We start from the raw sequence: 26,815 nt of genomic DNA on the forward strand, positions 1-26,815 counted from the left end.
GACAACACCTTGGATTCACTTCACAAAAGTAAGATAAGTTCTCGTTTTTTCTGAAAAAAGCGATACACTTAAGTCATTATAACGCGCGAATCAGGACCGCTTAATATGACCAGTCAGGTCACACAATGCCCCAACTGTAATACCTCGTTCCGGGTAACCGAAGTGCAGCTGAGTGTTGCCAACGGTATGGTGCGCTGTGGTTCCTGCCTGCATATTTTTAATGCCGCTGATCACTGGCTAATAAACCCTGCTATGGACCAGGATCAGGGCCAACCCCACGGTGAAGAACCCACCGAACTCCCCGTCAGCCCTGAAGAACCCGGTGATGACGAACTTATCAATGATACTTTCGATAACACCCTTGAACAGCCCAGCCTTGCCGAAGACAGCCTTAGCCTGGATAGTGTTCTGGATGACGAACCGGAGCCCGACCACAGGCCTGCACTGGAACCTGAGCCAAACGCGGAATTGGCCTCTGACCTCGATGCCGATCTGGATGCCTCCCTCGACAATATCTTCGATGGCGACCTATTTGCCGATGACGACCTGGACCTATTAGCAGATGAAGTGCTGGAAAGTCATGAACAGGCGGAGCAGGCGCTGGACCCAAGCCAGCCAGAAAATCTGGCAGAAGAGCCGCTCCCAGAGCAGGAAGCCGCCCCCTTTGCCATGTCCAGTGAGTTTGAAGAGCTGGATAGCGATGAAATTCTACTGGATGAAAGTGAGCTGGAAAGCGATGCCACGACTCATACCATCATTAACACCGATAATGATCTGGATGAATTGATTCAGGATGATGAAGAGATCAGCGATAGCGATTTTAGCGACTCCTTTCTTGAATTGGATCAGGAAGAAGAAAGCGCTCTGGCGGTTTTTAAAGAACTGGATGATATCGGTGAAGATAACGGTCTGGAAGAAGAAGATTGGGCCCGTAAACTCTTAGAAGAAGAAGTCGAAGAACATCAGCCCGTTGCAGAAGCGGCAGCCGAGCCCGAAACCGAAGAGCCTATCGAGGAACCCAGGGACGAATTTACCGACCTGTTTGAATCACTCGAAGACGACGAAACACCGCTGGACCCCGGCTTGCTGGATATTCTCAATGAACGCAATGATGACTCAGCACCCCAGCCGATTCAGGAAGATGAGTTTGTTATAAGCGATGAAGCCATCGTTGCCGGCGACCGAATAGGCTTTGATAAAAGCGACTTGTTAGCCAATATCGAGCCTGAACCGGTAGAGCTTGATATCGCGTCCCGGCGCAACCTCTGGATCAAACGCACCTGGCTCGCCAGCATTGTATTGGCGACCTTGTTATTGGCCGTACAACATATCGCCTTTAACTATGACCGACTGGCAAGGGACAATAGTTATCGCCCCGTCTTTAGCAGTCTCTGCTCGGTATTTGGCTGCGAGGTGCCAGCGCTTCATGATATCAGCCAGATTCGCTCATCCAACCTGATGGTTCGCAGCCACCCTGAGTTAAAACATGCCCTGGTCGTTGACGCCATTATTATTAACCGCGCCGAGTTCAAGCAGCAGTTTCCGGTAATGGAACTGCAATTTACCGATATCAACGGCAGTGTCGTCGCTGGCAGACGCTTTAAACCCTCTGAGTATCTGGCAGGCGAGCTGGCCGGTACCCGTATTATGCCGACCAAACAACCCATTCATATCTCTCTGGAAATTGTTGACCCCGGTGAGCAGGCGGTCAATTACCAGCTGCGCTTTTACCCCAAACAGGGCAGCTAAGCCGCTTTTCGCCGTCACCAGAATAGCAACGCACTGAGACCACCCCGCATCTCCAAAGTCAACAAAAAAATTGTACAAAAGTTGTGCGATAAAACTTTATCTCAAGCCAACTTACCATTATGATAGCGCCTCTTTTTTGAGCGGGTCCTGATCAGCTTTTGCTGCCAACGACCAAGCTGCGGAAATGGCTGCAGTATCGCCACGGATGTCCCGGCTAGTGCTCCAAAAGATAGATATCACCTGTTATTTTTAGCGTATTACCAGTAATTCACTACCCAGGATGTGCAGTGTTTCAAATCGGCCCCTATGTATTGGCCAGTCGAGTTGTGCTTGCACCTATGGCTGGCGTTACTGACCTCCCGTTTCGGCAACTATGCCGTCGGTTTGGGGCGGGCTTGGTCGTCTCCGAAATGGTGACCAGCGATACCCGGTTGTGGAACACCCGCAAATCCCAATATCGCTTAAACCACGACGGTGAAGCAGAGCCCCGGTCAGTGCAGATAGCCGGTGGGGATGCCCTAATGATGGCAGAAGCTGCGAAACTAAATGTCGAACGCGGTGCCCAAATCATTGATATCAATATGGGCTGCCCGGCAAAGAAAGTTTGCAAAAAGGCCGCAGGCTCAGCCTTACTGAAAGATCAGGCACTGGTAACAGAGATATTGCAGGCGGTGGTGAATGCCGTCGATGTGCCGGTAACACTGAAGATACGTACCGGTTGGTCCCCGGAGCAACGCAACGGGCTGGATATCGCGCGTATTGCCGAAGATAGCGGCATCGCCGCCCTGGCAGTACACGGCAGAACCCGGGCCTGCCGATTTAACGGCGAAGCCGAATACGACACCATTGCCCGCATTAAAGCAGCGGTGGATATTCCGGTCATTGCCAATGGTGATATAGATTCACCAGAAAAAGCCTTACAGGTTATGCAGTATACCGGCGCTGATGCGGTAATGGTTGGACGAGCGGCTCAGGGCAGACCCTGGCTATGTCGCGAGATAGATCAATTTATCAGCAACGGTGATGTTATAGAATCACCGGGTACAGCAGAGATTAAGGGTATTTTATTAGAGCACTTAAATGCCCTGCACCATTTTTATGGCGAGTTTATGGGCGTCAAAATCGCCCGCAAACACGTCGGTTGGTACCTTCAGGCAACTAGCCAGCAGGATGAAGCCAACACCGCGAATAACAGTGCTGAATTTCGCAAACACTTTAACCAGCTGGATTCCGCCAGCTTACAAAGTGATGCAATTGAGAACTACTTTCAGCAAATACTGGAATATGACAATACAATCAATGATCAAGGCCGCATCCACAGTGAGCGCCCTGAAACCATCAACAAAGAGGTAATAGCAGCATGAAAAACAATGACACTCTCCCCAACAGCGCACCAACACCCGTCGCTGAAATGGTGTCAGATTTTGACCAGACTGAGCAAGATGTTCAAAAGCAACATTTAACCAATGCACCTGTCGCCCAGGCCCAGACCTTACGTGACAGTGTATCCATTGCTTTAAACAACTACTTTGCCCACCTTGAAGGTCAGGACGTCACCGATGTTTACGAAATGGTGTTATCAGAAGTCGAAGCACCACTGCTTGAAGAAGTGATGAAGTACACCCGCAATAACCAGACTAAAGCCTCTATCTTGCTAGGTTTAAACCGCGGTACTTTACGCAAGAAGCTAAAGCAGTACGGCCTATTGTAAGCCGCAACCGACATAGCGAAGAGGGGTGATTAGTTCACCCCTTTTTCCGTTTAGGTTTTTACAAATATTTTTAACCTTCCAACCAAAGATACCCACAACACTATGAGCAACGATCAAAACCTTCTGCCAATCAAACGCGCACTGATCAGTGTTTCCGATAAATCGGGCATTGTTGAATTTGCCCAAGCACTGCAAGCACAGGGTGTAGAAATCCTGTCTACCGGCGGCACTTATAAACTGCTGTGCGATAACAATATCGACGCTGTAGAAGTGTCAGAGTACACCGGCTTCCCGGAAATGATGGATGGCCGGGTAAAAACCCTGCACCCTAAAGTGCATGGCGGTATTCTTGCTCGCCGCGGCCAGGATGATGCGGTGATGGCAGAACACGGCATCAATGCCATTGATATGGTGGTGGTCAATCTTTACCCCTTCGAAAAAACCGTTGCCAACCCGGATTGCTCGTTGGAAGATGCGATTGAAAATATCGATATCGGCGGGCCGACCATGGTGCGCGCCGCAGCCAAAAATAATGCCTTTGTTAATATCGTGGTAAATGCTTCAGACTACGATGCTATTTTGGCAGAAATGAAAAACAATAACGGCGCCACCTCACAGGCAACCCGTTTTGATTTGGCGATTAAAGCTTACGAACACACCTCTGCTTATGATGGCGCTATTGCCAACTATTTTGGCCATAAAGTACCGGGCGGCAACGACAACTTCCCCCGCACGTTCAACAGCCAATTTACCAAAACCCAGGATATGCGTTACGGCGAAAACTCTCACCAGAACTCCGCTTTCTATATTGAAAAAAATCCAGCAGCGGGCTCTATCTCAACCGCAACGCAATTGCAGGGTAAAGAATTATCCTATAACAATATTGCCGATACCGATGCAGCACTGGAGTGCGTTAAGCAATTCTCTGAGCCTGCTTGCGTTATCGTAAAACACGCCAACCCCTGTGGTGTTGCGATTGCAGCGGATATTAAAACCGCTTATGACCTGGCGTTTGAAACGGATACTGAATCGGCCTTTGGTGGCATTATCGCTTTTAACCGCGAATTAGATGCCGCAACCGCAGAAGCTATCTGCGAGCGTCAATTTGTTGAAGTCATTATTGCACCAACCGTTTCTAAAGAAGCAGTTGATATTGTGACTGCCAAGAAAAATGTTCGCTTATTAGAGTGCGGGCAATGGGGCGACGCCGTTGCTGACTTTGACTTCAAACGCGTTAACGGTGGCTTATTAGTGCAAGACCGCGATATGGGTGTTATCACCGAAGCAGACTTAAAGATTGTTACCAAGCGTCAGCCTACTGAAGCTGAAATTCGCGATTTATTATTTACCTGGAAAGTCGCCAAATTTGTTAAGTCTAATGCGATTATCTATGGCAACGACGGCCGTACTATCGGTGTTGGCGCCGGCCAAATGAGCCGCGTTAACTCTGCCCGTATCGCTGGTATTAAAGCGGAGCATGCTGGCCTGGAAGTTAAAGGCTCGGTTATGGCTAGCGACGCATTCTTCCCATTTAGTGATGGTATTGAAAACGCAGCGGCAGCGGGCATTAGCTGTGTGATTCAGCCAGGTGGCTCTATCCGCGATGATGAAGTTATTGCAGCGGCGGATAACGCCAATATGGCTATGGTCTTTACTGGCATGCGTCACTTCCGTCACTAAGTTAAAGAGAATAAAAAGATGAACGTACTTGTTATTGGTTCTGGCGGTCGTGAACATGCATTGGCATGGAAGGCCGCACAATCCCCTGATGTTGAAACCGTTTTTGTGGCACCGGGCAATGCCGGCACGGCTATCGAACCCGGTTGCACGAATATCGCCATCGACACGATGGACTTTGCCGCACTGGCAGCCTTTGCCACTGACAACGGTGTTGGCTTAACCATTGTTGGCCCGGAAGCACCCTTGGTGGAAGGCGTAGTCGATTTTTTTGCAGAAAAAAATCTGCGCTGTTTTGGCCCCAGCAAAGGCGCTTCGCAACTGGAAGGCTCTAAATCTTTTACTAAAGATTTTTTAGCGCGCCACAATATCCCTAGCGCTTTTTATCAAACCTTTACTGAAATTGATCCAGCGCTGGCTTATATCAAAGAAAAAGGTGCACCAATTGTCGTTAAAGCTGACGGCTTGGCTGCGGGCAAAGGCGTTATTGTTGCTATGACTGAAGCGGAAGCCGAAGCTGCCGTGCGCGATATGCTGGCGGGCAATGCCTTTGGTGAAGCCGGCCACCGTGTTGTTATTGAAGGTTTTCTTGAAGGTGAAGAAGCCAGCTTTATTGTTATGGTCGATGGTAAAAATATTTTACCCATGGCTACCAGCCAGGATCATAAGCGCGCGGAAGACGGTGACCAGGGCCCTAACACTGGCGGCATGGGCGCTTACTCCCCTGCTCCGGTTGTGACCGATGAAGTGTATCAACGCATTATGAGCGAAGTGATCGAACCTACGGTTGCTGGAATGGCTGCGGAAGGTAATGACTACACCGGTTTTCTTTATGCCGGCTTGATGATTAGCAGTGATGGCGCACCACAGGTAATTGAATATAATTGCCGTTTTGGTGACCCGGAAACTCAGCCTATTATGATGCGCCTGCAAGGTGATTTAGTCGCCATGTGCAATGCAGCTTTAGATAGCAAACTGGATACCGTTTCTGCCCAGTGGGATTCACGCTGTGCCGTCGGAGTAGTACTGGCCGCCGGTGGCTACCCCGCCAGTTACGGTAAAGGCGCGGTAATTTCTGGCCTTGATGCGGCAGCCGAAGTGAGTGACAGCAAAGTTTTTCACGCTGGTACTGCCCTGGACAATGGCGAAGTGGTTACCAGCGGTGGCCGGGTATTATGTGCAACCGCATTAGGTAATACGGTTACCGAGGCTCAGCAACAAGCTTATCAACAAGTTAAAGCGATCAACTGGGATAACGTGTATTATCGCAATGATATTGCCTACCGTGCGATTGAACGGGAGCAGGGTTAAACCCCAAATCAATGGTGAATTACAATCCACCCTACTAGCTAATGGTGGATTACAATCCACCCTACTGGCTTATGGTGGATTACAATCCACCCTACTGGCTTATGTCGTAGGGTGGAATATATTCCACCATCGCCCATAATTCTTGCCAATCTCCATCGAGGTTATCTTATGCAACGCCGTCTATCATTTGTCGACAAACTGATCTGCAATGCTGACCAGGCGCTGCGCACCCTCGTACCCACGGCTGCCAATTCGATTATCCCCAGCCCCGCCGAAAAAAAACATCACGCCGAACTTTCCGAGCAAGAGCAAAAACATATTGCCGGTTTAATGCGAATCAACCATACCGGTGAAGTCTGCGCTCAGGCTTTATATCAAGGCCAGGCACTGACCGCCAAACTACCGGAAATTCGCGAAGAAATGGAACAGGCTGCTCAGGAAGAAATCGACCATCTTGTTTGGTGCGAAGAGCGCCTTAATCAACTGGGTAGCCGCACCAGTTTATTAAATCCGATTTTTTATGCCGCCTCATTTTCTATGGGCGCAGCAGCGGGTTTAGTCGGTGATAAATGGAGCCTGGGCTTTGTGGCTGCTACTGAAGAACAAGTCTGCAAACATTTATCGGATCATCTGCAACAGCTACCAGAGCAGGACGAAAAAAGCCGCGCCATTCTTGAACAGATGTTAGAGGATGAAGCCGAGCATGGCAGCAATGCTTTGGCGGCCGGTGGCCATGAATTTTCTGCACCGGTCAAAAAATTAATGACCGCGATGTCCAAAGTCATGACCCAAACCACTTACCGCATGTAGGGTGGATTATAATCCACCGGTATATGGCTGCTCATGGCTGGGCTTGGTGGATTACAATCCTCCCTACGCTTTATCCACTGAAAAGCTAATTGCCTCGGCAATCGTTTTTAATCCCTGACTTAACATCAATAGCCTATCTACCCCTAAAGCCACCCCCGCACAATTCGGTAAACCCTGCTCCATAGCCGCCAGTAAAAACTGATCAGCTGCTACTTCCGGGGCAGATAAAACCTGTCGCAGTTGATGGTCTTTTTCAAACCGTTGTTTTTGTGCTTCAACATCTGTTAATTCAAAATAACCATTGGCTAATTCTATGCCTTGACAATACAACTCAAAACGCCGGGCAACGTTAACCCCCTCTTCATCCACACTCACCTTTGCCAATGCTGATTGCGATGCGGGATAGTCCATAATAAAAACGGGTGTATCAATACCCAATGTTGGCTCTATGATTTCTGCCAATAAAAGATGTAACCAATCATCTTTTTGCTCGCTCTCCATTTGCACATCAAGGTGCTGCAAAGCAATCGCTTTAATAGCTTCGCAATCACTGACATGCGGATCTACAGAAAACGTGTTTAAAAACACATCCCGATAAGACACCCGTTCAAACGCTTTTTCCGTTTTAAGCAGCTGCGAAACCAATGCTTCAACTTCATCCATCAACTGGTGATGATCAAACTCAGGGCGATACCATTCCAGCATGGTAAATTCAGGATTATGCCGCCCGCCCTGCTCTCCTTTGCGAAAGGCTTTGCACAATTGATAGATAGGCCCGAGCCCGAAGCGAGTAATCGTTTCATGGCATATTCAGGAGAGGTTTGTAGAAAGTAACGGTCTTTGTCGCCAACAGGATTATCCGCCGTCAGCGCATCCATATAGGGGTCCGTCACCGAATATTTAGCGAGTAAGGGGTATCGACTTCGAGGATATGACGGGCAGAAAAAAACTGTCTGATAGTTGCCAGCAACTCGGCCCGCGCTTTTAAGGTATTCAGCGAGGCCGATGGCTGCCAGTTAGGGTCGGCCATTAACCTTTGGCGCGACTAACGTATTCACCGGTGCGGGTATCAATCCGCAGTACTTCACCGATATTAACAAATAAAGGCACGCGAACCACGGCACCGGTTTGCAGAGTTGCCGGCTTGCTACCGCCTTGCGCGGTATCACCTTTAAGACCCGGGTCAGTTTCGGTCACTTCCAACTCAACAAAATTCGGCACGCTAATAGTGAGTGGCGAACCGTTATATAAGGTGACTTCACAGCGATCCTGCTCTTTTAACCATTTGGCCTCATCACCAACCGCGGTAGCATCCGCCTGGTGCTGCTCAAAGGTTTCTGGCTCCATAAAATACCAGAACTCACCGTCGTTATAGAGATATTCCATTTCCATCTCCATCACATCCGCTGCCTCAAGGGTTTCACCGGATTTTAATGAGCGCTCCCAGATACGGCCGGTTTTCAGGTTGCGAAATTTAACCCGACTAAAAGCCTGCCCTTTACCGGGGCGAACAAATTCATTCTCGACGATGGTACAAGGGTCACCCTCAACCATTAACTTAAGACCGTTTTTGAATTCGTTGGTAGAGTATGTTGCCATTATAATTCTCTCGCTTGTATTTAGTTAAATAACCGCATAACTCATTGATTTTAAGGGATATACCAGTATTGCGGTAGTTTTAACCTAGCTGCACCCTGCTCTCAAAACACTCATAAACCAGCCCAAACTTGGTGACCCAGCGGTGACTCATAGTAAAAACTGGTAACCTGCGCTCTTCAACAGATTTAGAACTGGGCGCAATTATACATGAGCGACAAGCTGAAGCTAACCGACAATGCCGTGGACAGGTGGCTTAGAGCCAACCGCAAGAAAAACGAAGTGCTACGTGATACACAGGTAGAGGGTTTTCACGTAAGAGTCATCAACGACTCACCTCAAGGCGAGCTTGCAGTAGCCTCCTACTGTATCGACTTCAGAGTCAGTAGCACCGGCAAGAAGCGAAGACTCAAGGTAGCCAGCTTCAAGGAGCGCACAGTTAGTCAGGCACGTAAGCTTGCAGGTGACCGCAAATCAGAAGGGCGGTCTGGTATTGATGTCATTAAAGACAGGGAACACGAGCGCACCTTACAGCAGCAAGAAAAAGACAAAGCTGCAAACGCCCTACCCACAATTCAGTCATGGTTCGACAGCACCCATAGAGACCACCTTTATGAGCGGGATGATACCGGCAAGCGGCGCATCAACTACCTTGAGAAGGACTGGCTGCCCGCACTAGGTCATCTCACCGCCCCCGAATTGAACATCAAGACTATTAGCAATCAAATGAAGGCCATTCTTGATGACAGGGCATACGGCCAAGACACCAAACCCCTTCGGGAAAGCACCGCGAAGAAGTACTTGGAATACTTCAAGGAAGCTTGCTCCGCATACTGCGCTCAGCATGAATGCCCCAACCCACTAAACAACCTCAAGTGGGCAACCGTAAAAAAGACAGGGAAGCTAACCTTCGCCGAGATAAAGGATAATGAACATGAAGGCTCACCCCGCACCAAAATTCCACAAACCACCTTTATCGTCATAGTAAAAGAGCTAGAAAGCCTCTACAAAGAAAGCGAAAACCTATTACCACTTGCTCTACTCTTCATGGCTTATTCTGGGTTACGACCTTCTGACATCGTAACACTGCAATGGTCACACTTAAAACTTGAAGGCGACTCCCCCTATCTACGTAAAGTACTCATCAAGTCTAAGCACATAAAATCCAGCCCAACTATCATTCCTCTTCACAGCGATGCAGTTGCCACCCTCAAAAAGGCAGAAAAACACAGGGTAAGTGACTTCGTTTTTAGTGACAACATGAAGGCAAAAAATACTCAGAGCTTAAACTACTGGTGGGATAAGGTCAGAGAAAACTCTGAGTTCGATTTCCCGCCATACCAATTACGGCACAATGTAGCTCACCGTATCATTGATGCTGGCGGGACAATCGTTAATGTTGCTGCTGTACTGGGTAACACAGTTGAGGTATGTATTCGCAATTACTTGAATACAGATTTAGAGAGCACTGCTGAATTGTTACGCAGCTTGAAGTTCTGAACCTTGCGGCGGCAGATCGTGCGCCGAGTTACTAGAGTATGCCGGCAGCTCCCTTAACCACCGATCTGCATCAGACCTTCTAAGGATGATCTCTGGGGTGTACTTTTCTTCCACAGGGCTGTCGCTAGGGTTTTGATCAAAATGCAATCAACTACCGTGGGTGTTTAAAGTTTTCTTCCACAGGCGTATCAGTTCTGACTTACTTAAAAATCAGACTACAAGATAAGGTGCTTTAAAGTTTTCTTCCACAGGCGTACGCCTAGGATTTTGATCAAAGGGTAATCAACCCCGAGGGTATTTAGAGTTTTCTTCCACAGGCGTATCAGCAGATTCAAATGACCTTAAGCCAGCCCCAGCCGCGAGCACATTCGCCTTACTTGGACATGAGTAAACTCCGCATTTCTTTCTGTACGCAAGTCCATGTCATTTAGAGTACGAGCCATCTCACGGTAGCTATCGCCAGCCACTGCTAGCTTTGCCAGTATTGGTCTCAATTTTTCAGCCCGAAGAGCAGCTAAACGCTTGGTTTCTTTATTAGCTCGCTGGTTATTCGGCCTCTGCCCACCCAGCTTAACTCCGCGCTCTTTCGCCGCTGCTAAAGCTGCTTTAGTTCGCTGACTAACGAAACGCCTCTCTTGCTCAGCCAGTACGGCATAAATCTGTAACTGCAATACATCCGCATCAGGCATACATGCAACCTTAAAAGGAACACGCTTAATCATCCCCGCAATGAACTCTACATCCCTGCTCAACCTATCCAGCTTAGCCACCAACACTTCAGCCTTATGCCTCTTTGCCAGCGTAATAGCTTCCTGTAGCTCTGGCCTATTATGATCATCCTTACCACTAGCCACCTCGACAAACTCAGCGATGATCTCTGAGTCACCCCCAGCATAATTCACCATAAACAGATCAATATCCCTACGCTGAGCCTCCATGCCGAGACCATCAGCCCCCTGCTTGTCGGTTGATACGCGATAATAAGCTACATACTTGGTCATACCTCTACGCCCCTGCGGTCAGTGTGTCCACAAGATTACACCAACTGGGACAAACCGCAAGGTATGATTGAGTGTTCCAGTACAGATAACAGGTGCTATGGGGGCATCCTCGCCAGCCTAATCATTTAAGGGCACTCATAAATATGGTTAATTTTTAGACAGCCCATCTCATATCAGGTCGCACCTTAATAGGTGTATACTTGCCAAAAAGAATTTTCCAAAAAAATTATAAAGAGATGCATAGAAATCTAATGAAAGCAGTAGAACTTTTTGCAGGAATTGGGGGCTTCAGAATAGCTTGCGACGAACTTGGGATTAAAACCGTTTGGGCAAACGACTTAGACCCTAAAGCATCCGAAGTTTATAGACAGAACTTTGGAGAATCTGAGCATATCGAAGGCGACATTGAGGCTTTTATCGAGCAAATTCCAGCACATGACTTATTAACCGCAGGCTTTCCATGCCAGCCCTTTTCTAGTGCCGGCAAAAAACTAGGGATAGAGGACGCCAGAGGGACTCTTTTTGAAAATATCGTTCAAGTAATTCAAAAGAGAAAGCCAAAATACTTTGTACTTGAAAATGTAAAAAGATTGCTTTCAATGGACAAGGGCTCTCATTTCGCAACTATTCTGGATATTCTCTCCAGCCAAGGGTACCTAGTCGAATGGAGACTACTAAACGCTAAGAACTTTGGGTTGCCACAAAATAGAGAGCGAATAGTAATTATCGGCCACAAAGACCACAAACCTAAAACTTACCTTTGCTCTGAGGACGATTTAGAAAACCTTTCGGACAGAGAGCGTACACTCATATCACATTTTGACCACTGGAAGAAGATTGAAGACCATGGAGCTTCCTTCAAGAACTGGGGGCTGGCACTTAACGGCAAATTTTGTCAAGGGCGCGTGACGACTTTCAGTGACTCGATGCCTCCCGTGAAGCTAAAGAGTATTTTAGAAAGAAAACCAGACGAAAGCTTTTTCTTTACCAAGGATACTATCGAGCGCATTAAAAATAGCGAAGAAGTTAACAGGTTTTTTAATGGTGTAGAGATCTTATACAACCAGAAAGGTGGTGCACGAATGGGGTACTCAATATTTGGCACTGCAGGCATTGCGCCTACTCTAACCTGCACAGCTAGCAGGCACTATGAGCGATACAAAATTGGAAATGAGTTTCGCCGTTTAACCAATATTGAATACGCACGCATCCAAGGCTTCCCTGATGACCACTGCGATTGCATTACCAGATATAATCAATACCCCCTATATGGAAACGCCGTCCCCCCCACTTAGTCAAATGGGTAATCAACAGGACAATCAATAATAACTTCATAGAACTTCAGGATTTTGCTCTACAACAGGAACTAATATGATAGATAGCAGCCCTTTGCGTGCCGAGGTAAAAGCTAAGACAGAAGAAATAGTATTAAAACTTAACGAATATCTTCGAGGGGAAAATGTTACTGAAATCAAACCAATTTTAGAGCGGGTCGGAAGAGGAGGCCAACTGCCTCACTGGTATGATTTACTCGAAAGCGGTCAATCGATGCCTAATCTTGACGGGAAAACCATCGGCAGTGTTATTGAAATGACACTCTTGGGTGTTCTGGAAAAACATACTCTCCAGAAATTTAAAATACCGCCACTTGAAGTCAACCCCGCCAAAGGAGTTGATATCCCTCTTCTCGATCTTGGCGTAAAATCCCCTTCAGAGAACTTTTGTACGAGCGAGCCTTTTTTTTCAGCGTATGAACGCGTATTAGGGAATGAGTCTGACGCTCTAATCTTACTAACTGATTACCAGACAGCTAAAAAGAATCCTCCTCCGGTTAGAATACAAATTATAAAAACCGCCTATTTAAAGGGTAGTGAAATAGCTGATAAGAATCTTTGCTTAGTCGCTAGGAGAAACCGTGAGCAGCTTTATCATGAAAGCGAAGCCCTCTGCAAAAAGATGTTCCAGTTCCTATGTCATTTGAACCAGCAGGACTGGAGAGCAAAAGCTCTATTGTCACTGGTCAAAATACTCTACAACTCAGACGAAGATATTAATGAGCAGATTGACACTCTCAGTGCAAATTTTGAAGAAAGGTGTAACACCGCGATAGAGAATAATTCGGAGCCTCTATCACAGGATGAATTAAATAGAATTCTTGCCATAAAAGATGCTAACCCCAAAGTACCTGCCATCATTAATGCCTGCAGTGACTGGGTCATAGATAATCACAAAGACTTCGCAAGACTGCCAAATGATAATGAATGGCAGAGGTTTTTAAGAAGTGATTTGGATGGAAAAATCGGCTTAAGCTTTGCCCTACAGTGGAGATATAATTTCGGGAGCTTATTTAGAAGCCTACCAATGATAGATCAAGGCTAAATCTGGTGACTCAATGGTGACTCATAAAATAAAGCCGAGAGCAAACCAGTAATATCAATGGACTGTCTACTCGTTGGTAGAGTATGTTGCCATGATAGTTCCTAGTTTTCTCCAGCACGTTTACGCCGGTAACTTATTGATTTTAAAAGCAATAGAGTAAAGCCTTATCGACCGCACCCAGATGATTGCAGGCGATTATACATGAGCGGGGCAATGAACATAAGCACAAGCCCGCCAGGGGCTAAGTGTTTGTTGATTCCTGGTAAAGGTGTACATCCCGCTGCGGAAACGGAATGGAAATCCCTTCTCTATCAAAGCGCATTTTAACTTCACGGGTAATATCCCAATACACATCCCAGTAGTCGGCCGTATTCACCCAGGGGCGCACAATAAAGTCTACCGAGGAATCGTTTAGCTTGTGTAGCCTGATAGTGGTTTCCGGCAACGGTAAGACTTTGTCATGGGAAGTAACAATGTCATGCAACACCTTTTCTGTCTTTTCTATATCGTCCCCATAGCCAATACCGAAGACCATATCGACACGGCGATGCCGCTGGTTGGTGATATTTTTAATCACATCGCCCCAAATTTTATTATTGGGGATAATCATGGTTTGGTTATCGATGGTTAATAGCGTGGTTGATACCAGGTTCATACTGGCCACGGTGCCCAACACCCCGCCGGTTTCAATCAAGTCACCATTATCAAAAGGGCGATAAATTAAAATCATCATACCGGAGGCAAAGTTACCCAGAGTATCTTGCAAGGCAAAGCCCACAATAAAACCCGCCACACCTAAACCAGCCAGCAAAGGCCCCAGTGAAAAACCGACTTGAGATAGTGCAATTAAAACACCGGTGATTAATACAATACGCGATGCACTGGAGATAATCATATCCTGCAATAAATTCGACAATTGCAGACTGGATGTACTAACACTGCGCTCTACCAATTTACCTACGATATTGGCCAGCATCTTAAAAATAAAAATAACCAGGCTAAAAATAAAGAGTTTGAAAATAATCACCGCACCATTCTCACGAATAGTGGTTTGCGCTTCGTCAAACCATTCAGCAAATAAGCCGGTCACCACCCCCTTATCGAGAATGCCGGTGGTAATGTCGCCGGTACTTTTTATCAGTAGGCGTTGGTAGGCACTGCTGTCCATCTCCAAGGTGTTCATAATGGTAATGGTGACCGATAAGCTTTTAGCCTGTTTGGCGACTTTTTCCTGGATATCCAGCAGGGCTAGCTGATGCTCTTTATTGGTTGGTTCTGCACTGACTTTTTTGGTAATCGCTTGCTCAGACTCTTTACTGATTTCTATTCTGCCGGAGAGGCGCTCTGCCCGAGTGATCACCCGGCGGCTAAGGTCTTCTTTTTGCCGGGTCACATCCATACCCAAGCTTTCTCTTAATGTAATTTGCTTGCCCAGAGATTGGTAAAGTCTATCCAGCGGGATATGGCTGCCCGGTTTCTGCATGGGATCGGCGGCTGATTCCTGGGAGGCCTCAACCAGATCGATATAGGCGATCAATTTTTCACCGGCGGCATCCAATAGTTTGCCCGCATATTTTCTTATCTCTGCCGTCTCCAGGTTTTGCTGCTCCTGCTCAAGAATATTGCTACACAGATTATCCATTTCATCCAGTATGGCTAGCTGCCTGCTAGCAATACGGCGGCCATAGGCATCATAGTCTTCAGCCGTGGTTTGGCTTTGTTCTTTGAGCAACTGCTGAGTTTCTGACACCTTGATATCAATCAGCTTTCTGAGTTCATCCGCTTCTGTCACCAACGGGTTTATTTCAAGCTCCGGCTCGACAAGCTCCGCCGCTGCAACCTTCGGTGCAGGGTTTGCTTGTGCCGAAAGTGTTAAAGGAGATAACAGCAGGCCTATAAACAGTGTGGCGAGCATTCTGGAGAACAATCTAGAGAGTATCGGTGTCATAAGCCGTGACCAGTTCGATGTTGTTTTATGGCACTATAGCCTTAAGCACACCAACTGTAAAAACTGATGGCGCACAACACCCCACTGCTGCCTCACAAATTCTTCCAATTGTTAGTTTGATCTTCTGCTGGTGGTGGATACATCAAATTTGATGCTTTCGAGACATGAGTTTTAGCAAGCTTTACGCTAAGCGTCCGGCAGTGAGGCGTCTTAAGATCACGCATTCTTTCTGGCTTCTTGAAAGCAAAAGGCGTAAAGCCCGGCAATAACAGGTAATAAAAAGCGTGAACGTGATGCCAAGCCAACCCCTACTCAGTGCAGCTCGTTCCCAGTCTATACAAAACTATGAGACAGCAGTGCACAATCGCCCTACCAAGGTTATTTTGTTGCTAGAATGGCGCCTGTTAGTTTTATTCCTCATCACGATTGAAAGGCGGCAATGACTACCCACCCCTCTGTAATTAACCCGGCTCAACTGCCCACGCCGGAAAGCTGGCAACAGGCCCTTGCCAATGTGGTTCGTCAACCCGAGGAGTTGTTTGACCTCTTACAGTTAGATAAGTCATCGCTGCCAGCAGCTTTGGCCGCCAGCCAGGACTTTGCTTTAAGGGTGCCCCGTGCGTTTGTCGCCCGAATGAAAACTGGCTGTGCCGATGATCCACTGCTCAAACAAGTACTCCCGTTAGGTGCCGAACTGGACTATCAGCCCGGCTTTAGCGAAGACCCCCTGGGGGAAATGGACTGCAATCCAGTACCCGGACTGATTCATAAATACCATGGCCGGGTGCTATTGATTGTCAGCGGCGGCTGCGCCATTAACTGCCGCTACTGCTTCCGCCGCCACTTCCCTTATAGCGACAATAATCCGGGCCGCTCGGAACGCCAGCAGATGCTGGACTATATCCGCAGTGATAGCTCGATTCATGAGGTCATTTTAAGCGGTGGCGACCCATTGGCGGCCAGTGACATATTGCTGGCCGAACTGGTAGAGGAACTCGCTGCTATCCCTCATCTCACTACCTTGCGGGTCCATAGCCGTATGCCAGTTGTGATTCCCCAGCGAATCACTTCACAATGCCTGCAATGGCTAACCGCAACCCGCCTGAATACAGTCATGGTGGTGCACTGCAATCACGCCAATGAGATAGACCAAACCGTGCAGGACAGCCTGCACCGGCTTAAATATGCTGGCATCACAGTACTCAATCAAACTGTGCTGCTGGCGGGTATTAATGACAACGCTGACAGTCTGGCCGAACTCAGTGAAAGACTGTTTGCCGCCGGTGCCCTGCCCTATTATCTGCATACACTCGACAAGGTACAGGGAGCCGGGCATTTTCAAGTGCCTGAGGAAGTTGGCCAACAACTGATAACAGCGCTCTTGGCCAGACTGCCAGGCTATCTGGTGCCCAAATTGGTTAAAGAAATGGCTGGAGCCCGGTCAAAAGTCCCTGTTAGCTATGGGGTTTCTCTTGCTGACCGACCTTAAAACCGGCAACAGTTCTCTTTTTCGCCCCAGAGCAGGCGGATTAGGTGCTAAACCCGCCGTTTCTACTATTCTGTTATATAATTAAAAACAATCAGTTAGGGTGATTTTTCATCCTGAACCCCTGAACCCAATAAATGCGGTCGCTAACACAACGCTAGCGGCCAATAGAGCGATTTGAGACCCTGGCGTTAATGAGTAGCGAAAATACCATCAGACTGAAAGTTCCTCGGCAGGAACTCGAAAAAAGCAGTTTCTTTGCCGACAGCGGCGCCGCTGTAGACCTGTGGGTTGCTAATCTTCCTATGGCCAATTTAGGCCAGAGTACCCGCCAACTTTACCAGGCACTGGCTGAGCTTAACCGGGTAAGAATGCTGCCGAATAAGCGCTTTGAGATACTGGAAAAGCTGCGCACCTCAATCTACTTTGTCAGCAAATCTCTCACCAGACACTATATTAACCAACCGATTGTGCTGCCCGAGCAACCTCGCAAGGTCGCTATACTGGCCCATACCCTGCACCAGCAACTGGCAACCGGTTATACCATTGTTGCTACCCATACCGCGGCACTGGGTAAGCGCGCAGGCTTTAGTAAGCCCGAATCACTGATAGCCCAGGCACTGCATCGGGCGATTACCGATCACACCATTAATATGCAGCGCCACTACCAGCTGTATGAACCGATCAATAAGCGGGTTTGGAATGATCTCCACCAGTTTTATGCTCTGGCCAGACAACAACATATTTTAGACACCGCTATTACTGATACCGAGTTTGGCGATAGCAGTGTTGAGAACTGCTATAAACGCGCCCTGCTGATTGGCTGCTGTAAACCCAACCAACTGCGCCAGGAAGATCTGCTGGGGATCTTTAAACCCCTGACTGAATGGGCCAGCCTCTGCCCGCTAGGACCGACCAGTAACGATGGCTTATTTATTATTGATCCCACTGCCGACAAACCTCCGGTCTATCGAGAACTGTTTGAATCTGCGCTTGAACCCGAGTGGTTAAGCCTGGATACCCAACCTCTGGCACAGCACCTTAAAAAACTCAGGGAAGATGCCAAACCTGATAGCCTTAAAGCCGATGCTGGCAGTTATCAGGTGTCCATTGACCTGCTGGGGCATTTAATCCTGGCCTGGGATGCAATGAGCAAGCGTACCTTTATGCGGCTGGAAGCCAATGACGAACTGGAACTCTGCGTCGGTTTAAGCGCGACTCATCATTTTGTCTCCGGTGAATTAAGTTTTGAATCACTGGTCGAAGAGCGCGGCGCCAAGACCTTTACTATGCAGGCCGAAAACCCTTTTATGAAGGTGCAGGCCCAGCAGCATCGCAATAAAGATGTATGGGACAGCCCTTACGAAGCCAATATGGGCCAAACCAGTGTGTCGCTGGAGTCTATTGAATTCCATATCCGTGACAACGAACAGCAAAATAAAGACAACGCCCAGAAGTACCGCAGCCACAGCGTGCAGATGCTTAACTCCAGCGCCCATGGCTACTGCGTAGAATGGCCCCCCGAAGCGGAAGCCTTTATCAAAACCGGAGAAATTGTCGGTATTAAAGAAGCCAACAGCCATAATTGGAGTATCGCCGTTATCCGCTGGGTTAAGCATGGCGAAGACAAACAAACACAAATGGGGCTGGAACTTATCAGTCCCAGCGCTGCACCCTATGGCGCTCGGATTGTAAGAAAAACCGGTGCCGCCGCAGAATATATGCGAGTATTGGTGCTGCCGGAAGTGGCAGTCAGCAAGCAACCGATCACGCTTTTGACACCACGAGTCCCCTTTAAAACCGGCTTTAAGGTAGTTTTGAACCAACGCGGCAAAGAAGTACAAGCAACACTGACCAAAAAGCTTAACGAGACCGGCGCCTACAACCAGTTTGAATTTAAACGCCTGGGCACACCCGTTAGTGATGAGCAGGTCAAAACTGATAACGATGACTTGGCCGGTGATGATTTTGACTCGTTATGGGGCAATTTGTAAAAATGATAAGCACGACCTAATTTTTACTAGGCGCGGACTCGAATGTTAGTAATAATAGCCCCGCTCATTCTCCACGCAGTTATTCGTATTTCATCCCCCTCAGGACGTCCAGGGATTTATGGCTAGAAAAAGTACTATAAAATTATTACTGATCAATGAATCAGATAATGAAGGCGAGCGCCTGATCAGTTTATTCCGCAATGCCGGAAGAGTCGCCAGAGCCCAGCGCGCCAGCTCAGCGGAAGACTTGCACAGCCTGCTGGAGCAGGAAAACTGGGACCTGTTAATTGCCAATGACAAGCACCCGGAAATTGCTGTTGAGCAATGTCTGGAACATCTTAAGAAGCAACAGAGTGATATCCCCTGCCTGATTATTCGCGATAGCAATGCCGACGCCGCATTGGAAGCTGGTGCCAGTGATGTGGTCAGCAGCGACGATGACCAGCGATTAATTTTTGCCGCCTTCCGTGAATTGCGACACCTTGAGACTTACCGAGAACTTTACGCGACTAAAGAAAAACTGAGCGACGCTGAAGAACGCAGCGAAATGCTGATGTCAAAATCGCAGGATGCCATCGCCTATTTATCCGACGGCATGCTTATCAGCAGCAATCCTCTTTTCTGTCAGCGCTTCGGCTATGACGACCCCGATGATCTCGACTGCGCACCGATCATTGATCTTATTGACGCTGGCGATCAGGAAAGTTTTAAAAATCTGCTTAAAACCCAGATCAGTAACGGCGAAGGGAGTACCGATTTTAACTTCACCGGAATCAATCAGGCAGGTGAAGGTTTTTCTGCAGCGATGCGACTTAACAATGCCGTCTTTGATGAAGAGCCTTGCATCCAACTGACGATTAAAGAACAGGGAGCAGAATCCAACAGCAGCTCAGGTGGCAACCCCGATATCGACCCGGCCACAGGGCTCTATAGTTACCAGTATTTTCTATCGCAACTGGAAACCGCCAACCAGCAAGCAACCGCAGGCACTCAGGTATCTACCCTGCTCTATCTTGGCCTGGATAAATTTACCAGCATTAGAAGCCGCTACGGCATTACTCACGCCTATAACATTTTGTTAGATCTGGCAGAATTTATTCAGGCGAAAAGCGACGAAGCTAACTGTCTGGCCCACTACTGCGACGATAGCTTTACTTTATTGATGCCCAATACCGGCACTGAAAAAGCCAAGCAATATGCACTCGATCTGTGCCAGCAAATTTCCGAACATATCGTAGAAGTCGATGGGCAGTCGATACAGTGTACGGTCAGTGTTGGTCTGGTAGCCATTGATGGAAAATCCCAGCAAGAGGCCAATCAATTAATCGACAATGCCTTTAGCGCCAGTGAAAAATTGCGGGAAGATGCCGATAACGAAGGGGTTGGCAATGGTGCCGAACTTTATATCCATGTCCGTGAAAAGAAAGCCCTGGGCGATGCCAACGGTGATGACGAACTGGATGCCTTTATTCAAGAGGCGATTGAAGACGAGCGCTTTACGCTCACCTTCCAACCGGTAGTCAGTTTACGGGGCACCAGCGGTGACCATTACGAAGTGCGCACCACCATGACCAGTGATGAGGGTGAAGCATTAGGCCCCAATCAATTTTTGGGCAATATTAATTTCAGCAGTATCAATACCCGTCTCGACCGCTGGATATTATTAGAAGCCACCAAAAAGTTATCAGCGCATACTGAAAACGGTCATGATACTCGGGTGATTATCAACCTGACCAACAATGCCCTACAGGATGAAACGCTAATCCCCTGGCTCAGCGTTGCACTTAAGGCTGGAGGCATTCCTCCACAGGCTCTGATTTTTCAATTTTTAGAAGCGGATATTACCGACTTTTTAAAACCGGCAAAAACCTTTGCCGAGGCCGTCAAAGACTTAGGCTGCAAAATTTCTATCACCAACTTTGGCAAAGTGGATGAGCCTTTTAAAGCGCTAAACCATGTCGGTGCCGATTACGCAAAAATTGCCTCTGAGTTAACAGAAGCATTACAAAGTGGTGGTGATACCCAGGAAATAAAATCGATGGTAACAACCATCAACGAAAGCAGTACCCAGGCGATTATCAGCGGTGTTGAAAATGCCGCAGCTCTGGCCCATTTATGGCAAATCGGAGTGGATTATATTCAGGGCGGCTACCTTGCCGGCCAGTCTGGTGAAATGGACTACGAGTTTACCGATATAGCGTAAGGTGGATTATAATCCACCCTACGTCATGGTGGCTCTTAGGCTGAATGCCTGTCGCCAATTCCCAATAGATATAAAATACCATCCAAACCTAATGTGGATATAGACTGCTTGGCGGACTCTTTGACAATGGGCTTGGCTCGAAAGGCAATACCTAAACCGGCGATACTCAACATCGGTAAATCGTTAGCACCATCGCCTACCGCAATAGATTGCTCCAGTGAAATATTTTCTTGCTGCGCAATACTTTTTAATAACTCAGCCTTGCGAGCACCATCCACAACCTGACCCGTCACATTGCCTGTCACCTTGCCGTCGACAATTTCCAGATCATTGGCATAGACATAATCAATATCGAGCTTGCGCTGCAAGTACTCACCGAAGTAATTAAAGCCACCGCTGAGTATGGCAGTTTTATAACCCAGTCGTTTTAAGTTCGAAACCAATTTCTCGGCACCTTCGGTCACCGGCAATGTCTCTGCAATCTTGGCCAGTACCGACTCATCCAAACCTTTTAGCAGGGCAACCCGGGCAGAGAAGCTTTCGGTAAAATCTAACTCACCGGCCATGGCACGCTCAGTAATTTCAGCCACCTGATCACCAACACCGGCGGCCTTGGCCAATTCATCTATCACTTCCGCTTCAATCAAGGTGGAGTCCATATCAAAGACCACCAAGCGGCGATTGCGGCGGAACATATTATCTTCCTGAAAGGCGATATCGATATCAAAGCGACTGGTCAGCTCCATGAGCTGGCTGCGAAAAGCCGGACTATCCGCCACTTCGCCACGCACTGAAAACTCAATACAGGCCTTAGTCTGGTCCTGCACGGTATCCAGCGGCACACGGCCGGATAAGCGGTCGATACGATCAATATTCAACTGATTATTGGCCACCACCGCGGTGACTGCTGACAAATGCTCAGCGGTAATCATTCTCGCTAACAGTGTGACTATATGGCGAGGCTTGCCCTGCCCCTGCACCCAATGGCCGTAGCTCTGTTCATCAATCGGCGAAAAGCGCACCGATAAGCCCAGCTCATGGGTACGAAATAAAATATCTTTTAATACCGGCGACGATTCTGCCGTGGCGGGTACTTCCACCAAAATACCCAGCGATAAGGTATCGTGGATCACTGCCTGACCAATATCGAGGATATTGACGTCATAACCCGCCAGAATTTCAGTAACTGAAGAGGTCAGACCCGGTTTATCATCACCGGCGACATTAATAAGAATAATTTCTTTCACGGGTTTTAACCTTGTTAAGCAGTAAAACACCACATTACTGTGGTTAGGAAGTTGGCTATTGTAACGGCAGCGGAGGATTGCTCCAAATATTCACCGGCGTTTTTTCCACCATGGTTTATAATAATTCCCCAGTAGCCCTGCAATGACCCTATATGTTGTGATCAATGCTTAATAAGCTTATCAGCAAATTCTTACATCTCTCCATTGCTCGTAAAATAGCATGGCTTTGCGCTATCTGTAGCTTGCTAGCCTCTTTGACCCTAATGATGGCCAGCCACCACGGTGACCGGCAACTGATTGAACGCAGTAGCCAGCTATTTGGCGACAGCCTGGCCCAGCAACTGGCCAGGGATGCCAGCAACCCGCTGGTACAGGGGGACAAGCTCAGCCTGCAATCCATCGTCAATAAGTTAGTGGCCAGCCCTATTGTGTTACGCGGCGCCATCTATGATGTAGAAAACCGCCCTATCGCCGAGGCCGGAGAGCAACAGGCTGATGGCCAGTCCCTATCCGCCTCGATCACTTTTCAAGATAGCATTGCCGGTTATGCGGTGATTACACTGGATGCCAAGCCGTTATTGCAACAGGCCGCTAATACCCGCTGGCAACTGGCCTTTTTGGCGCTACTGTTATCGGCTTTCTGTTATTTGCTGGCGTTAATTCCCGCCAGACGATTAACAGCAGTATTACTGGATCTGGCGGCCATAACCCGCCTGCCCAAAAGCCGGCGCGACTCCAATACCGGCATTGATTATCCCGGCCAGGATGAGCTGCAACAATTGGCGGCTATTATTCTCGCCATGCCAGCACCACCGGAGCCGGGCAAAGTGACTATTAGCTCTTCACTGAGCCCCGCCATTTTGGCTATCGAAATCGTTAACCTGAAAGCGCTGCAACAGGACCCGAATACCCAGCAACTCTCTCAAGGGCTGGCAAAGCTTAAGCAGCAGTTGGAAATGATCTGCAAATTATATGAAGGGGAGCTACAGGTTAACCGCAGCAATGGTTTTAGTATCCATTTCAAACCCACTGATGATGAAAATAATTATCCATTCCGAGCACTATGCTCGGGTTATTTAATTGTGCAATGGATGCAGGACCAGGATCTTTTTACCCTGCATGCGGGGCTGGCGCTGGACGGCAAGTCGGGTAAACATAGCTCGGAGATTGATAAGGATCTGGCGCTGCAAGCCACCACAGAACAGGCACTGGATATTGCGATTGAAGGCAAGCTGGTGATTAACTCGACGATTTATAATCATGCCAGTGTCGGCAATCGCGTGCAGAGCAGTATCAGCAATCATACGGAAAAGGTATCTAAAAACAGTAGCCGTATTGTGGAGACCTTACTGGAACCTTATGGCGCTCTGCTTGAGCGCCAGCTAGAAACCCTAAAGGCCCAGGTTAATCCTTAGCCTCAGGGCTAACCACTTCAACACTGTCCACCTTTTGGAAGCCACGGGGTAATTTGTGGCCACGTCGGCCGCGCTCACCAATATAATGATCTAACTCTTTAAACTTCATATTGACGTGTCGCTTGCCAGCAAAAACTCGCAGGGTATCTTTTTCACGGATAATATTGACCGACACCATATATTCTTCACGGGCCTGCAATCTTGAAGTAGGAATGCCAATAATCTTATTGCCCTTGCCTCGGCCCATAATGGGCAAATCCGTTAGCGGGAATAATAACATCCGGCCCTCGTTGCTAACGGCTACGACAAAGGCGTCTTCAACACTGCTGCCACCCACTCTGGCTGGTTGAATCACCTGGCCACCTTTAGGCACGGTTAATGCCGCTTTACCGGCTTTGTTTTTGGTTTGCAGATCAGACACTTTGACCACAAAGCCGTAGCCGGCATCGGAGGCTAATAAATATAGATCATCCGCCGAACCCATCATCAAACCTTCAAAGCTGGCTCCGGAAGGCGAGTTAATACGGCCGGTTAATGGCTCACCCTGGCCACGGGCCGAAGGTAAGCTATGGGCGGCAACGGTATAGGCCTTGCCACCGGAATCCAGTACCACCGCCGATTGATTGGACTTGCCTCTGGCGGCCAAATGAAAACCATCACCGGATTTATAATTTAAACTGGCGGGGTCCATATCGTGGCCCTTGGCAGAGCGAATCCAGCCTTTGGCAGATAACACCACCGTCACCGGCTCAGTGGTCATTAATTCTTCTTCGCTAAAGGCTTTGGCATCGTCACGGGAGACGATCGGTGAACGGCGATCATCGCCATACTGTTCTGCGGCTTCCATCAGCTCTTTTTTAACCAGGGTTTTTAAGCGACGAGGCGAATCAATCACTTTTTCGAGGTCTTCTTTTTCTTTTTCCAAGGCCTCTTCTTCTTCGCGAATTTTCATTTCTTCCAAGCGGGCCAATTGGCGTAACTTGGTTTCCAGAATATATTCCGCCTGCATTTCGACTAAATCAAAACGCTCCATTAAAACCTGCTTGGGCTTTTCTTCTTCGCGAATAATACGAATCACTTCATCCACATTAAGATAAACAATCATCAATGCGGCCAAACGCATTAAGCGCTCTTCCACTTTTTGCAAACGGTATTGCAAACGGCGCTTAGTAGTCTCGGTACGGAACTGCAGCCACTCTTTTAAAATTTTATCCAGTGACTTCACTTCAGGCCGACCGTCAATACCAATCATATTCAGGTTAACGCGGTAGGTGCGCTCAAGATCGGTAGAGGCAAACAGGTGGTTCATCATCGGTTCAATATCAACACGGTTTGAGCGTGGAATAATCACCAACCGGGTTGGGTTTTCATGGTCAGACTCATCGCGCAGGTCGGCCACCATGGGTAATTTTTTGGCGTGAATTTGCTGGGCAATTTGCTCCAGTACTTTTGAGCCTGATACCTGGTGAGGCAAAGCGGTTACGACCACATCCGTGCCCTCTTTTTGCCATAATGCGCGCATGCGGATACTGCCTTTACCGGTTTGATACAGGTTTTGAATATCCGCCAGTGGGGTAATGATTTCAGCTTCTGTAGGGTAATCCGGGCCCGGAATATAAGCGCTTAAATCCTCCAGCGTGGCTTTGGGGTTTTCTAATATATGGATGCAGGCGTTTACGACTTCCCGCATATTATGCGGGGGAATATCCGTCGCCATACCCACGGCTATACCGGTGGTCCCGTTAAGCAATACCGTAGGAACCCTGGAGGGCATCACCTGGGGCTCATCAAGGGTGCCGTCAAAGTTTGGCTGCCAATCAACGGTACCCTGACCCAATTCGGACAGCAGTAGCTCAGAGAAAGGGGATAATTTAGATTCCGTGTAACGCATCGCAGCAAAGGATTTGGGGTCATCACTGGAGCCCCAGTTGCCCTGCCCGTCCACCAGTGGGTAGCGGTAGGAAAAGTCCTGCGCCATCAACACCATGGCCTCATAGACCGAGCTATCACCATGGGGGTGAAATTTACCAATAACATCGCCCACGGTACGGGCAGACTTCTTGTATTTGGCGGCCGCTTTTAAACCCAGCTCGCTCATGGCATAGACAATACGACGCTGTACCGGCTTTAAACCATCGGCAATATTGGGTAGCGCACGGTCGAGAATAACGTACATCGAGTAGTCCAGATAGGCCTTCTCGGTGTAGCTTTTGAGGGAGATTTGTTCAACGCCATCGTCGGCGATATTGAACTGGTCGGACATAGTTTTTTCTCTTTCTTATAGGGATAACTTATAGAAATAATTTATGTGAATATTTACTAGGATTATCACTGATAAATCAGCCTGTTACCAGCCATAAAGCCAGCAATGTAAGTGTTTTACACACAGCCCTTAGTGGTAATTACGTAGTTTAAAAATCGACCACCGCACTTATACTACAGGTCAATTGCTTGTCAGCAGGAAGCTGTCAGAAATCACTGGCCCCTAACGAAGGCCCGTTTCAAATTACAGTTCAGGAGATAGTATGCAATCCACCGACAATGTAGTTCAGCTAGACAACTTCAAACGCGACAACCAACAAGAAATCGTTGACGATATAGGTGCCAAAGCTTTCTTATTTCTGCGCGATGCCGCTGAAGAAATGGGTGTACCGGTAAAGCAAGTCATTACTGAACATATGTTAGGGCTGGCGCTGGTCATGAGTGCTGTTGAAGGTACCGCAGAAGCCAAAGCCACCCTGAGAAAGATCGAAGCCCAGCTCGGCTCCGCCTAGTCCATCCTCTCTAG

Annotated in this window: 21 protein-coding genes; 14 read left to right on the forward strand and 7 right to left on the reverse strand. The window is 48.1% G+C overall.

Annotated elements, in window-relative coordinates; genetic code table 11:
- The first annotated feature begins 105 nt into the window (after positions 1-105).
- The 6 genes from BST96_RS20580 to coq7 all read left to right on the forward strand — a co-directional run bounded on the left by BST96_RS20580 (position 106) and on the right by coq7 (position 7,258).
- Positions 106-1,749, forward strand: a complete 1,644-nt coding sequence (locus BST96_RS20580) for a DUF3426 domain-containing protein (RefSeq protein WP_085757658.1) — start codon at positions 106-108, stop codon at positions 1,747-1,749.
- Positions 1,750-2,036: 287 nt separating this feature from the next.
- On the forward strand, positions 2,037-3,113 hold the full coding sequence (dusB, locus tag BST96_RS05070; RefSeq protein ID WP_085757659.1) for a tRNA dihydrouridine synthase DusB: 1,077 nt from the start codon (positions 2,037-2,039) through the stop codon (positions 3,111-3,113).
- Positions 3,110-3,460, forward strand: coding sequence for a DNA-binding transcriptional regulator Fis (gene fis / locus BST96_RS05075; protein ID WP_206045400.1), 351 nt, complete (start codon positions 3,110-3,112; stop codon positions 3,458-3,460). The genes dusB and fis overlap by 4 nt, the downstream gene beginning before the upstream one ends.
- Positions 3,461-3,562: 102 nt before the next feature.
- Complete coding sequence (gene purH / locus BST96_RS05080) at positions 3,563-5,140, forward strand: bifunctional phosphoribosylaminoimidazolecarboxamide formyltransferase/IMP cyclohydrolase (RefSeq protein WP_085757660.1); 1,578 nt, start codon at positions 3,563-3,565, stop codon at positions 5,138-5,140.
- Positions 5,141-5,158: 18 nt separating this feature from the next.
- Positions 5,159-6,448: a phosphoribosylamine--glycine ligase gene (gene purD, locus BST96_RS05085; protein WP_085757661.1), complete on the forward strand. Its 1,290-nt coding sequence runs from the start codon at positions 5,159-5,161 to the stop codon at positions 6,446-6,448.
- A 168-nt stretch (positions 6,449-6,616) separates the two neighbouring features.
- On the forward strand, positions 6,617-7,258 hold the full coding sequence (coq7, locus tag BST96_RS05090; RefSeq protein ID WP_085757662.1) for a 2-polyprenyl-3-methyl-6-methoxy-1,4-benzoquinone monooxygenase: 642 nt from the start codon (positions 6,617-6,619) through the stop codon (positions 7,256-7,258).
- A gap of 63 nt (positions 7,259-7,321) precedes the next feature.
- Here coq7 and BST96_RS05095 read toward each other — a convergent pair whose 3' ends face one another.
- The 3 genes from BST96_RS05095 to efp form a co-directional block, all read right to left on the reverse strand.
- Complete coding sequence (locus BST96_RS05095; protein ID WP_240554894.1) at positions 7,322-8,020, reverse strand: EF-P lysine aminoacylase GenX; 699 nt, start codon at positions 8,018-8,020, stop codon at positions 7,322-7,324.
- 127 nt (positions 8,021-8,147) lie between these two features.
- Positions 8,148-8,288 (reverse strand): hypothetical protein, encoded by a 141-nt coding sequence (locus tag BST96_RS20900; RefSeq protein ID WP_240554895.1) that lies wholly within the window; start codon positions 8,286-8,288, stop codon positions 8,148-8,150.
- Positions 8,288-8,857, reverse strand: a complete 570-nt coding sequence (efp, locus tag BST96_RS05100) for an elongation factor P (RefSeq protein ID WP_085757663.1) — start codon at positions 8,855-8,857, stop codon at positions 8,288-8,290. The genes BST96_RS20900 and efp overlap by 1 nt, the downstream gene beginning before the upstream one ends.
- A 207-nt stretch (positions 8,858-9,064) precedes the next feature.
- Between efp and BST96_RS05105 the strand changes: the two genes are divergently transcribed.
- Positions 9,065-10,354 carry an integrase family protein gene (locus BST96_RS05105; RefSeq protein WP_085757664.1) on the forward strand — a complete coding sequence of 430 codons (1,290 nt, stop codon included), beginning with the start codon at positions 9,065-9,067 and terminating at the stop codon, positions 10,352-10,354.
- A 341-nt stretch (positions 10,355-10,695) separates the two neighbouring features.
- On the opposite strand, the gene BST96_RS05110 is transcribed toward BST96_RS05105, so the two are convergent.
- The gene (locus tag BST96_RS05110; protein ID WP_085757665.1) at positions 10,696-11,355 is read right to left on the reverse strand and encodes a recombinase family protein; all 660 of its coding nucleotides are present in this window, start codon (positions 11,353-11,355) and stop codon (positions 10,696-10,698) included.
- Positions 11,356-11,606: 251 nt separating this feature from the next.
- On the opposite strand from BST96_RS05110, the gene BST96_RS05115 reads away from it, so the two are divergent.
- Together BST96_RS05115 and BST96_RS05120 are read left to right on the forward strand one after the other, a co-directional pair.
- Positions 11,607-12,650 carry a DNA cytosine methyltransferase gene (locus BST96_RS05115; RefSeq protein WP_206045401.1) on the forward strand — a complete coding sequence of 348 codons (1,044 nt, stop codon included), beginning with the start codon at positions 11,607-11,609 and terminating at the stop codon, positions 12,648-12,650.
- Between the two features lie 76 nt (positions 12,651-12,726).
- Positions 12,727-13,734 (forward strand): hypothetical protein, encoded by a 1,008-nt coding sequence (locus BST96_RS05120; protein ID WP_085757666.1) that lies wholly within the window; start codon positions 12,727-12,729, stop codon positions 13,732-13,734.
- A 241-nt stretch (positions 13,735-13,975) separates the two neighbouring features.
- Here the strand turns inward: BST96_RS05120 and BST96_RS05125 are convergent, their stop codons facing one another.
- Positions 13,976-15,682 carry a mechanosensitive ion channel family protein gene (locus BST96_RS05125; RefSeq protein ID WP_085757667.1) on the reverse strand — a complete coding sequence of 569 codons (1,707 nt, stop codon included), beginning with the start codon at positions 15,680-15,682 and terminating at the stop codon, positions 13,976-13,978.
- A 439-nt stretch (positions 15,683-16,121) separates the two neighbouring features.
- Here BST96_RS05125 and epmB point away from each other — a divergent pair, with 439 nt between their 5' ends.
- The 3 genes from epmB to BST96_RS05140 all read left to right on the forward strand — a co-directional run bounded on the left by epmB (position 16,122) and on the right by BST96_RS05140 (position 21,365).
- The gene (gene epmB / locus BST96_RS05130) at positions 16,122-17,171 is read left to right on the forward strand and encodes an EF-P beta-lysylation protein EpmB (protein WP_085757668.1); all 1,050 of its coding nucleotides are present in this window, start codon (positions 16,122-16,124) and stop codon (positions 17,169-17,171) included.
- A gap of 191 nt (positions 17,172-17,362) precedes the next feature.
- Positions 17,363-19,162, forward strand: coding sequence for a hypothetical protein (locus BST96_RS05135; protein WP_085757669.1), 1,800 nt, complete (start codon positions 17,363-17,365; stop codon positions 19,160-19,162).
- Between the two features lie 118 nt (positions 19,163-19,280).
- The gene (locus BST96_RS05140; protein WP_085757670.1) at positions 19,281-21,365 is read left to right on the forward strand and encodes an EAL domain-containing protein; all 2,085 of its coding nucleotides are present in this window, start codon (positions 19,281-19,283) and stop codon (positions 21,363-21,365) included.
- Between the two features lie 35 nt (positions 21,366-21,400).
- Here BST96_RS05140 and serB read toward each other — a convergent pair whose 3' ends face one another.
- A complete protein-coding gene (serB, locus tag BST96_RS05145; protein WP_085757671.1) occupies positions 21,401-22,612 on the reverse strand; it encodes a phosphoserine phosphatase SerB in 1,212 nt (403 codons plus the stop codon).
- A gap of 164 nt (positions 22,613-22,776) precedes the next feature.
- Here serB and BST96_RS05150 point away from each other — a divergent pair, with 164 nt between their 5' ends.
- A complete protein-coding gene (locus BST96_RS05150) occupies positions 22,777-24,027 on the forward strand; it encodes a hypothetical protein (protein WP_157117864.1) in 1,251 nt (416 codons plus the stop codon).
- Here the strand turns inward: BST96_RS05150 and parC are convergent.
- Positions 24,017-26,290, reverse strand: coding sequence for a DNA topoisomerase IV subunit A (gene parC, locus BST96_RS05155; protein WP_085757673.1), 2,274 nt, complete (start codon positions 26,288-26,290; stop codon positions 24,017-24,019). The genes BST96_RS05150 and parC overlap by 11 nt on opposite strands.
- 262 nt (positions 26,291-26,552) lie before the next feature.
- Between parC and BST96_RS05160 the strand changes: the two genes are divergently transcribed.
- Positions 26,553-26,801 carry a hypothetical protein gene (locus BST96_RS05160; protein ID WP_085757674.1) on the forward strand — a complete coding sequence of 83 codons (249 nt, stop codon included), beginning with the start codon at positions 26,553-26,555 and terminating at the stop codon, positions 26,799-26,801.
- Positions 26,802-26,815 lie beyond the last annotated feature (14 nt).

The sequence above is a fragment of the Oceanicoccus sagamiensis genome (assembly GCF_002117105.1).
GTDB lineage: Bacteria > Pseudomonadota > Gammaproteobacteria > Pseudomonadales > Dasaniaceae > Oceanicoccus > Oceanicoccus sagamiensis.

Bases quoted from the DNA above. Each gene is read 5' to 3' on its own strand.
- BST96_RS20580 (WP_085757658.1), top strand. From the start codon at position 106: ATGACCAGTCAGGTCACACAATGCCCCAACTGTAATACCTCGTTCCGG.
- fis (WP_206045400.1), top strand. From the start codon at position 3,110: ATGAAAAACAATGACACTCTCCCCAACAGCGCACCAACACCCGTCGCT.
- purH (WP_085757660.1), top strand. From the start codon at position 3,563: ATGAGCAACGATCAAAACCTTCTGCCAATCAAACGCGCACTGATCAGT.
- purD (WP_085757661.1), top strand. From the start codon at position 5,159: ATGAACGTACTTGTTATTGGTTCTGGCGGTCGTGAACATGCATTGGCA.
- coq7 (WP_085757662.1), top strand. From the start codon at position 6,617: ATGCAACGCCGTCTATCATTTGTCGACAAACTGATCTGCAATGCTGAC.
- BST96_RS20900 (WP_240554895.1), bottom strand. From the start codon at position 8,288: ATGGCCGACCCTAACTGGCAGCCATCGGCCTCGCTGAATACCTTAAAA.
- efp (WP_085757663.1), bottom strand. From the start codon at position 8,857: ATGGCAACATACTCTACCAACGAATTCAAAAACGGTCTTAAGTTAATG.
- BST96_RS05105 (WP_085757664.1), top strand. From the start codon at position 9,065: ATGAGCGACAAGCTGAAGCTAACCGACAATGCCGTGGACAGGTGGCTT.
- BST96_RS05110 (WP_085757665.1), bottom strand. From the start codon at position 11,355: ATGACCAAGTATGTAGCTTATTATCGCGTATCAACCGACAAGCAGGGG.
- BST96_RS05115 (WP_206045401.1), top strand. From the start codon at position 11,607: ATGAAAGCAGTAGAACTTTTTGCAGGAATTGGGGGCTTCAGAATAGCT.
- BST96_RS05120 (WP_085757666.1), top strand. From the start codon at position 12,727: ATGATAGATAGCAGCCCTTTGCGTGCCGAGGTAAAAGCTAAGACAGAA.
- BST96_RS05125 (WP_085757667.1), bottom strand. From the start codon at position 15,682: ATGACACCGATACTCTCTAGATTGTTCTCCAGAATGCTCGCCACACTG.
- epmB (WP_085757668.1), top strand. From the start codon at position 16,122: ATGACTACCCACCCCTCTGTAATTAACCCGGCTCAACTGCCCACGCCG.
- BST96_RS05135 (WP_085757669.1), top strand. From the start codon at position 17,363: ATGAGTAGCGAAAATACCATCAGACTGAAAGTTCCTCGGCAGGAACTC.
- BST96_RS05140 (WP_085757670.1), top strand. From the start codon at position 19,281: ATGGCTAGAAAAAGTACTATAAAATTATTACTGATCAATGAATCAGAT.
- BST96_RS05150 (WP_157117864.1), top strand. From the start codon at position 22,777: ATGCTTAATAAGCTTATCAGCAAATTCTTACATCTCTCCATTGCTCGT.
- parC (WP_085757673.1), bottom strand. From the start codon at position 26,290: ATGTCCGACCAGTTCAATATCGCCGACGATGGCGTTGAACAAATCTCC.
- BST96_RS05160 (WP_085757674.1), top strand. From the start codon at position 26,553: ATGCAATCCACCGACAATGTAGTTCAGCTAGACAACTTCAAACGCGAC.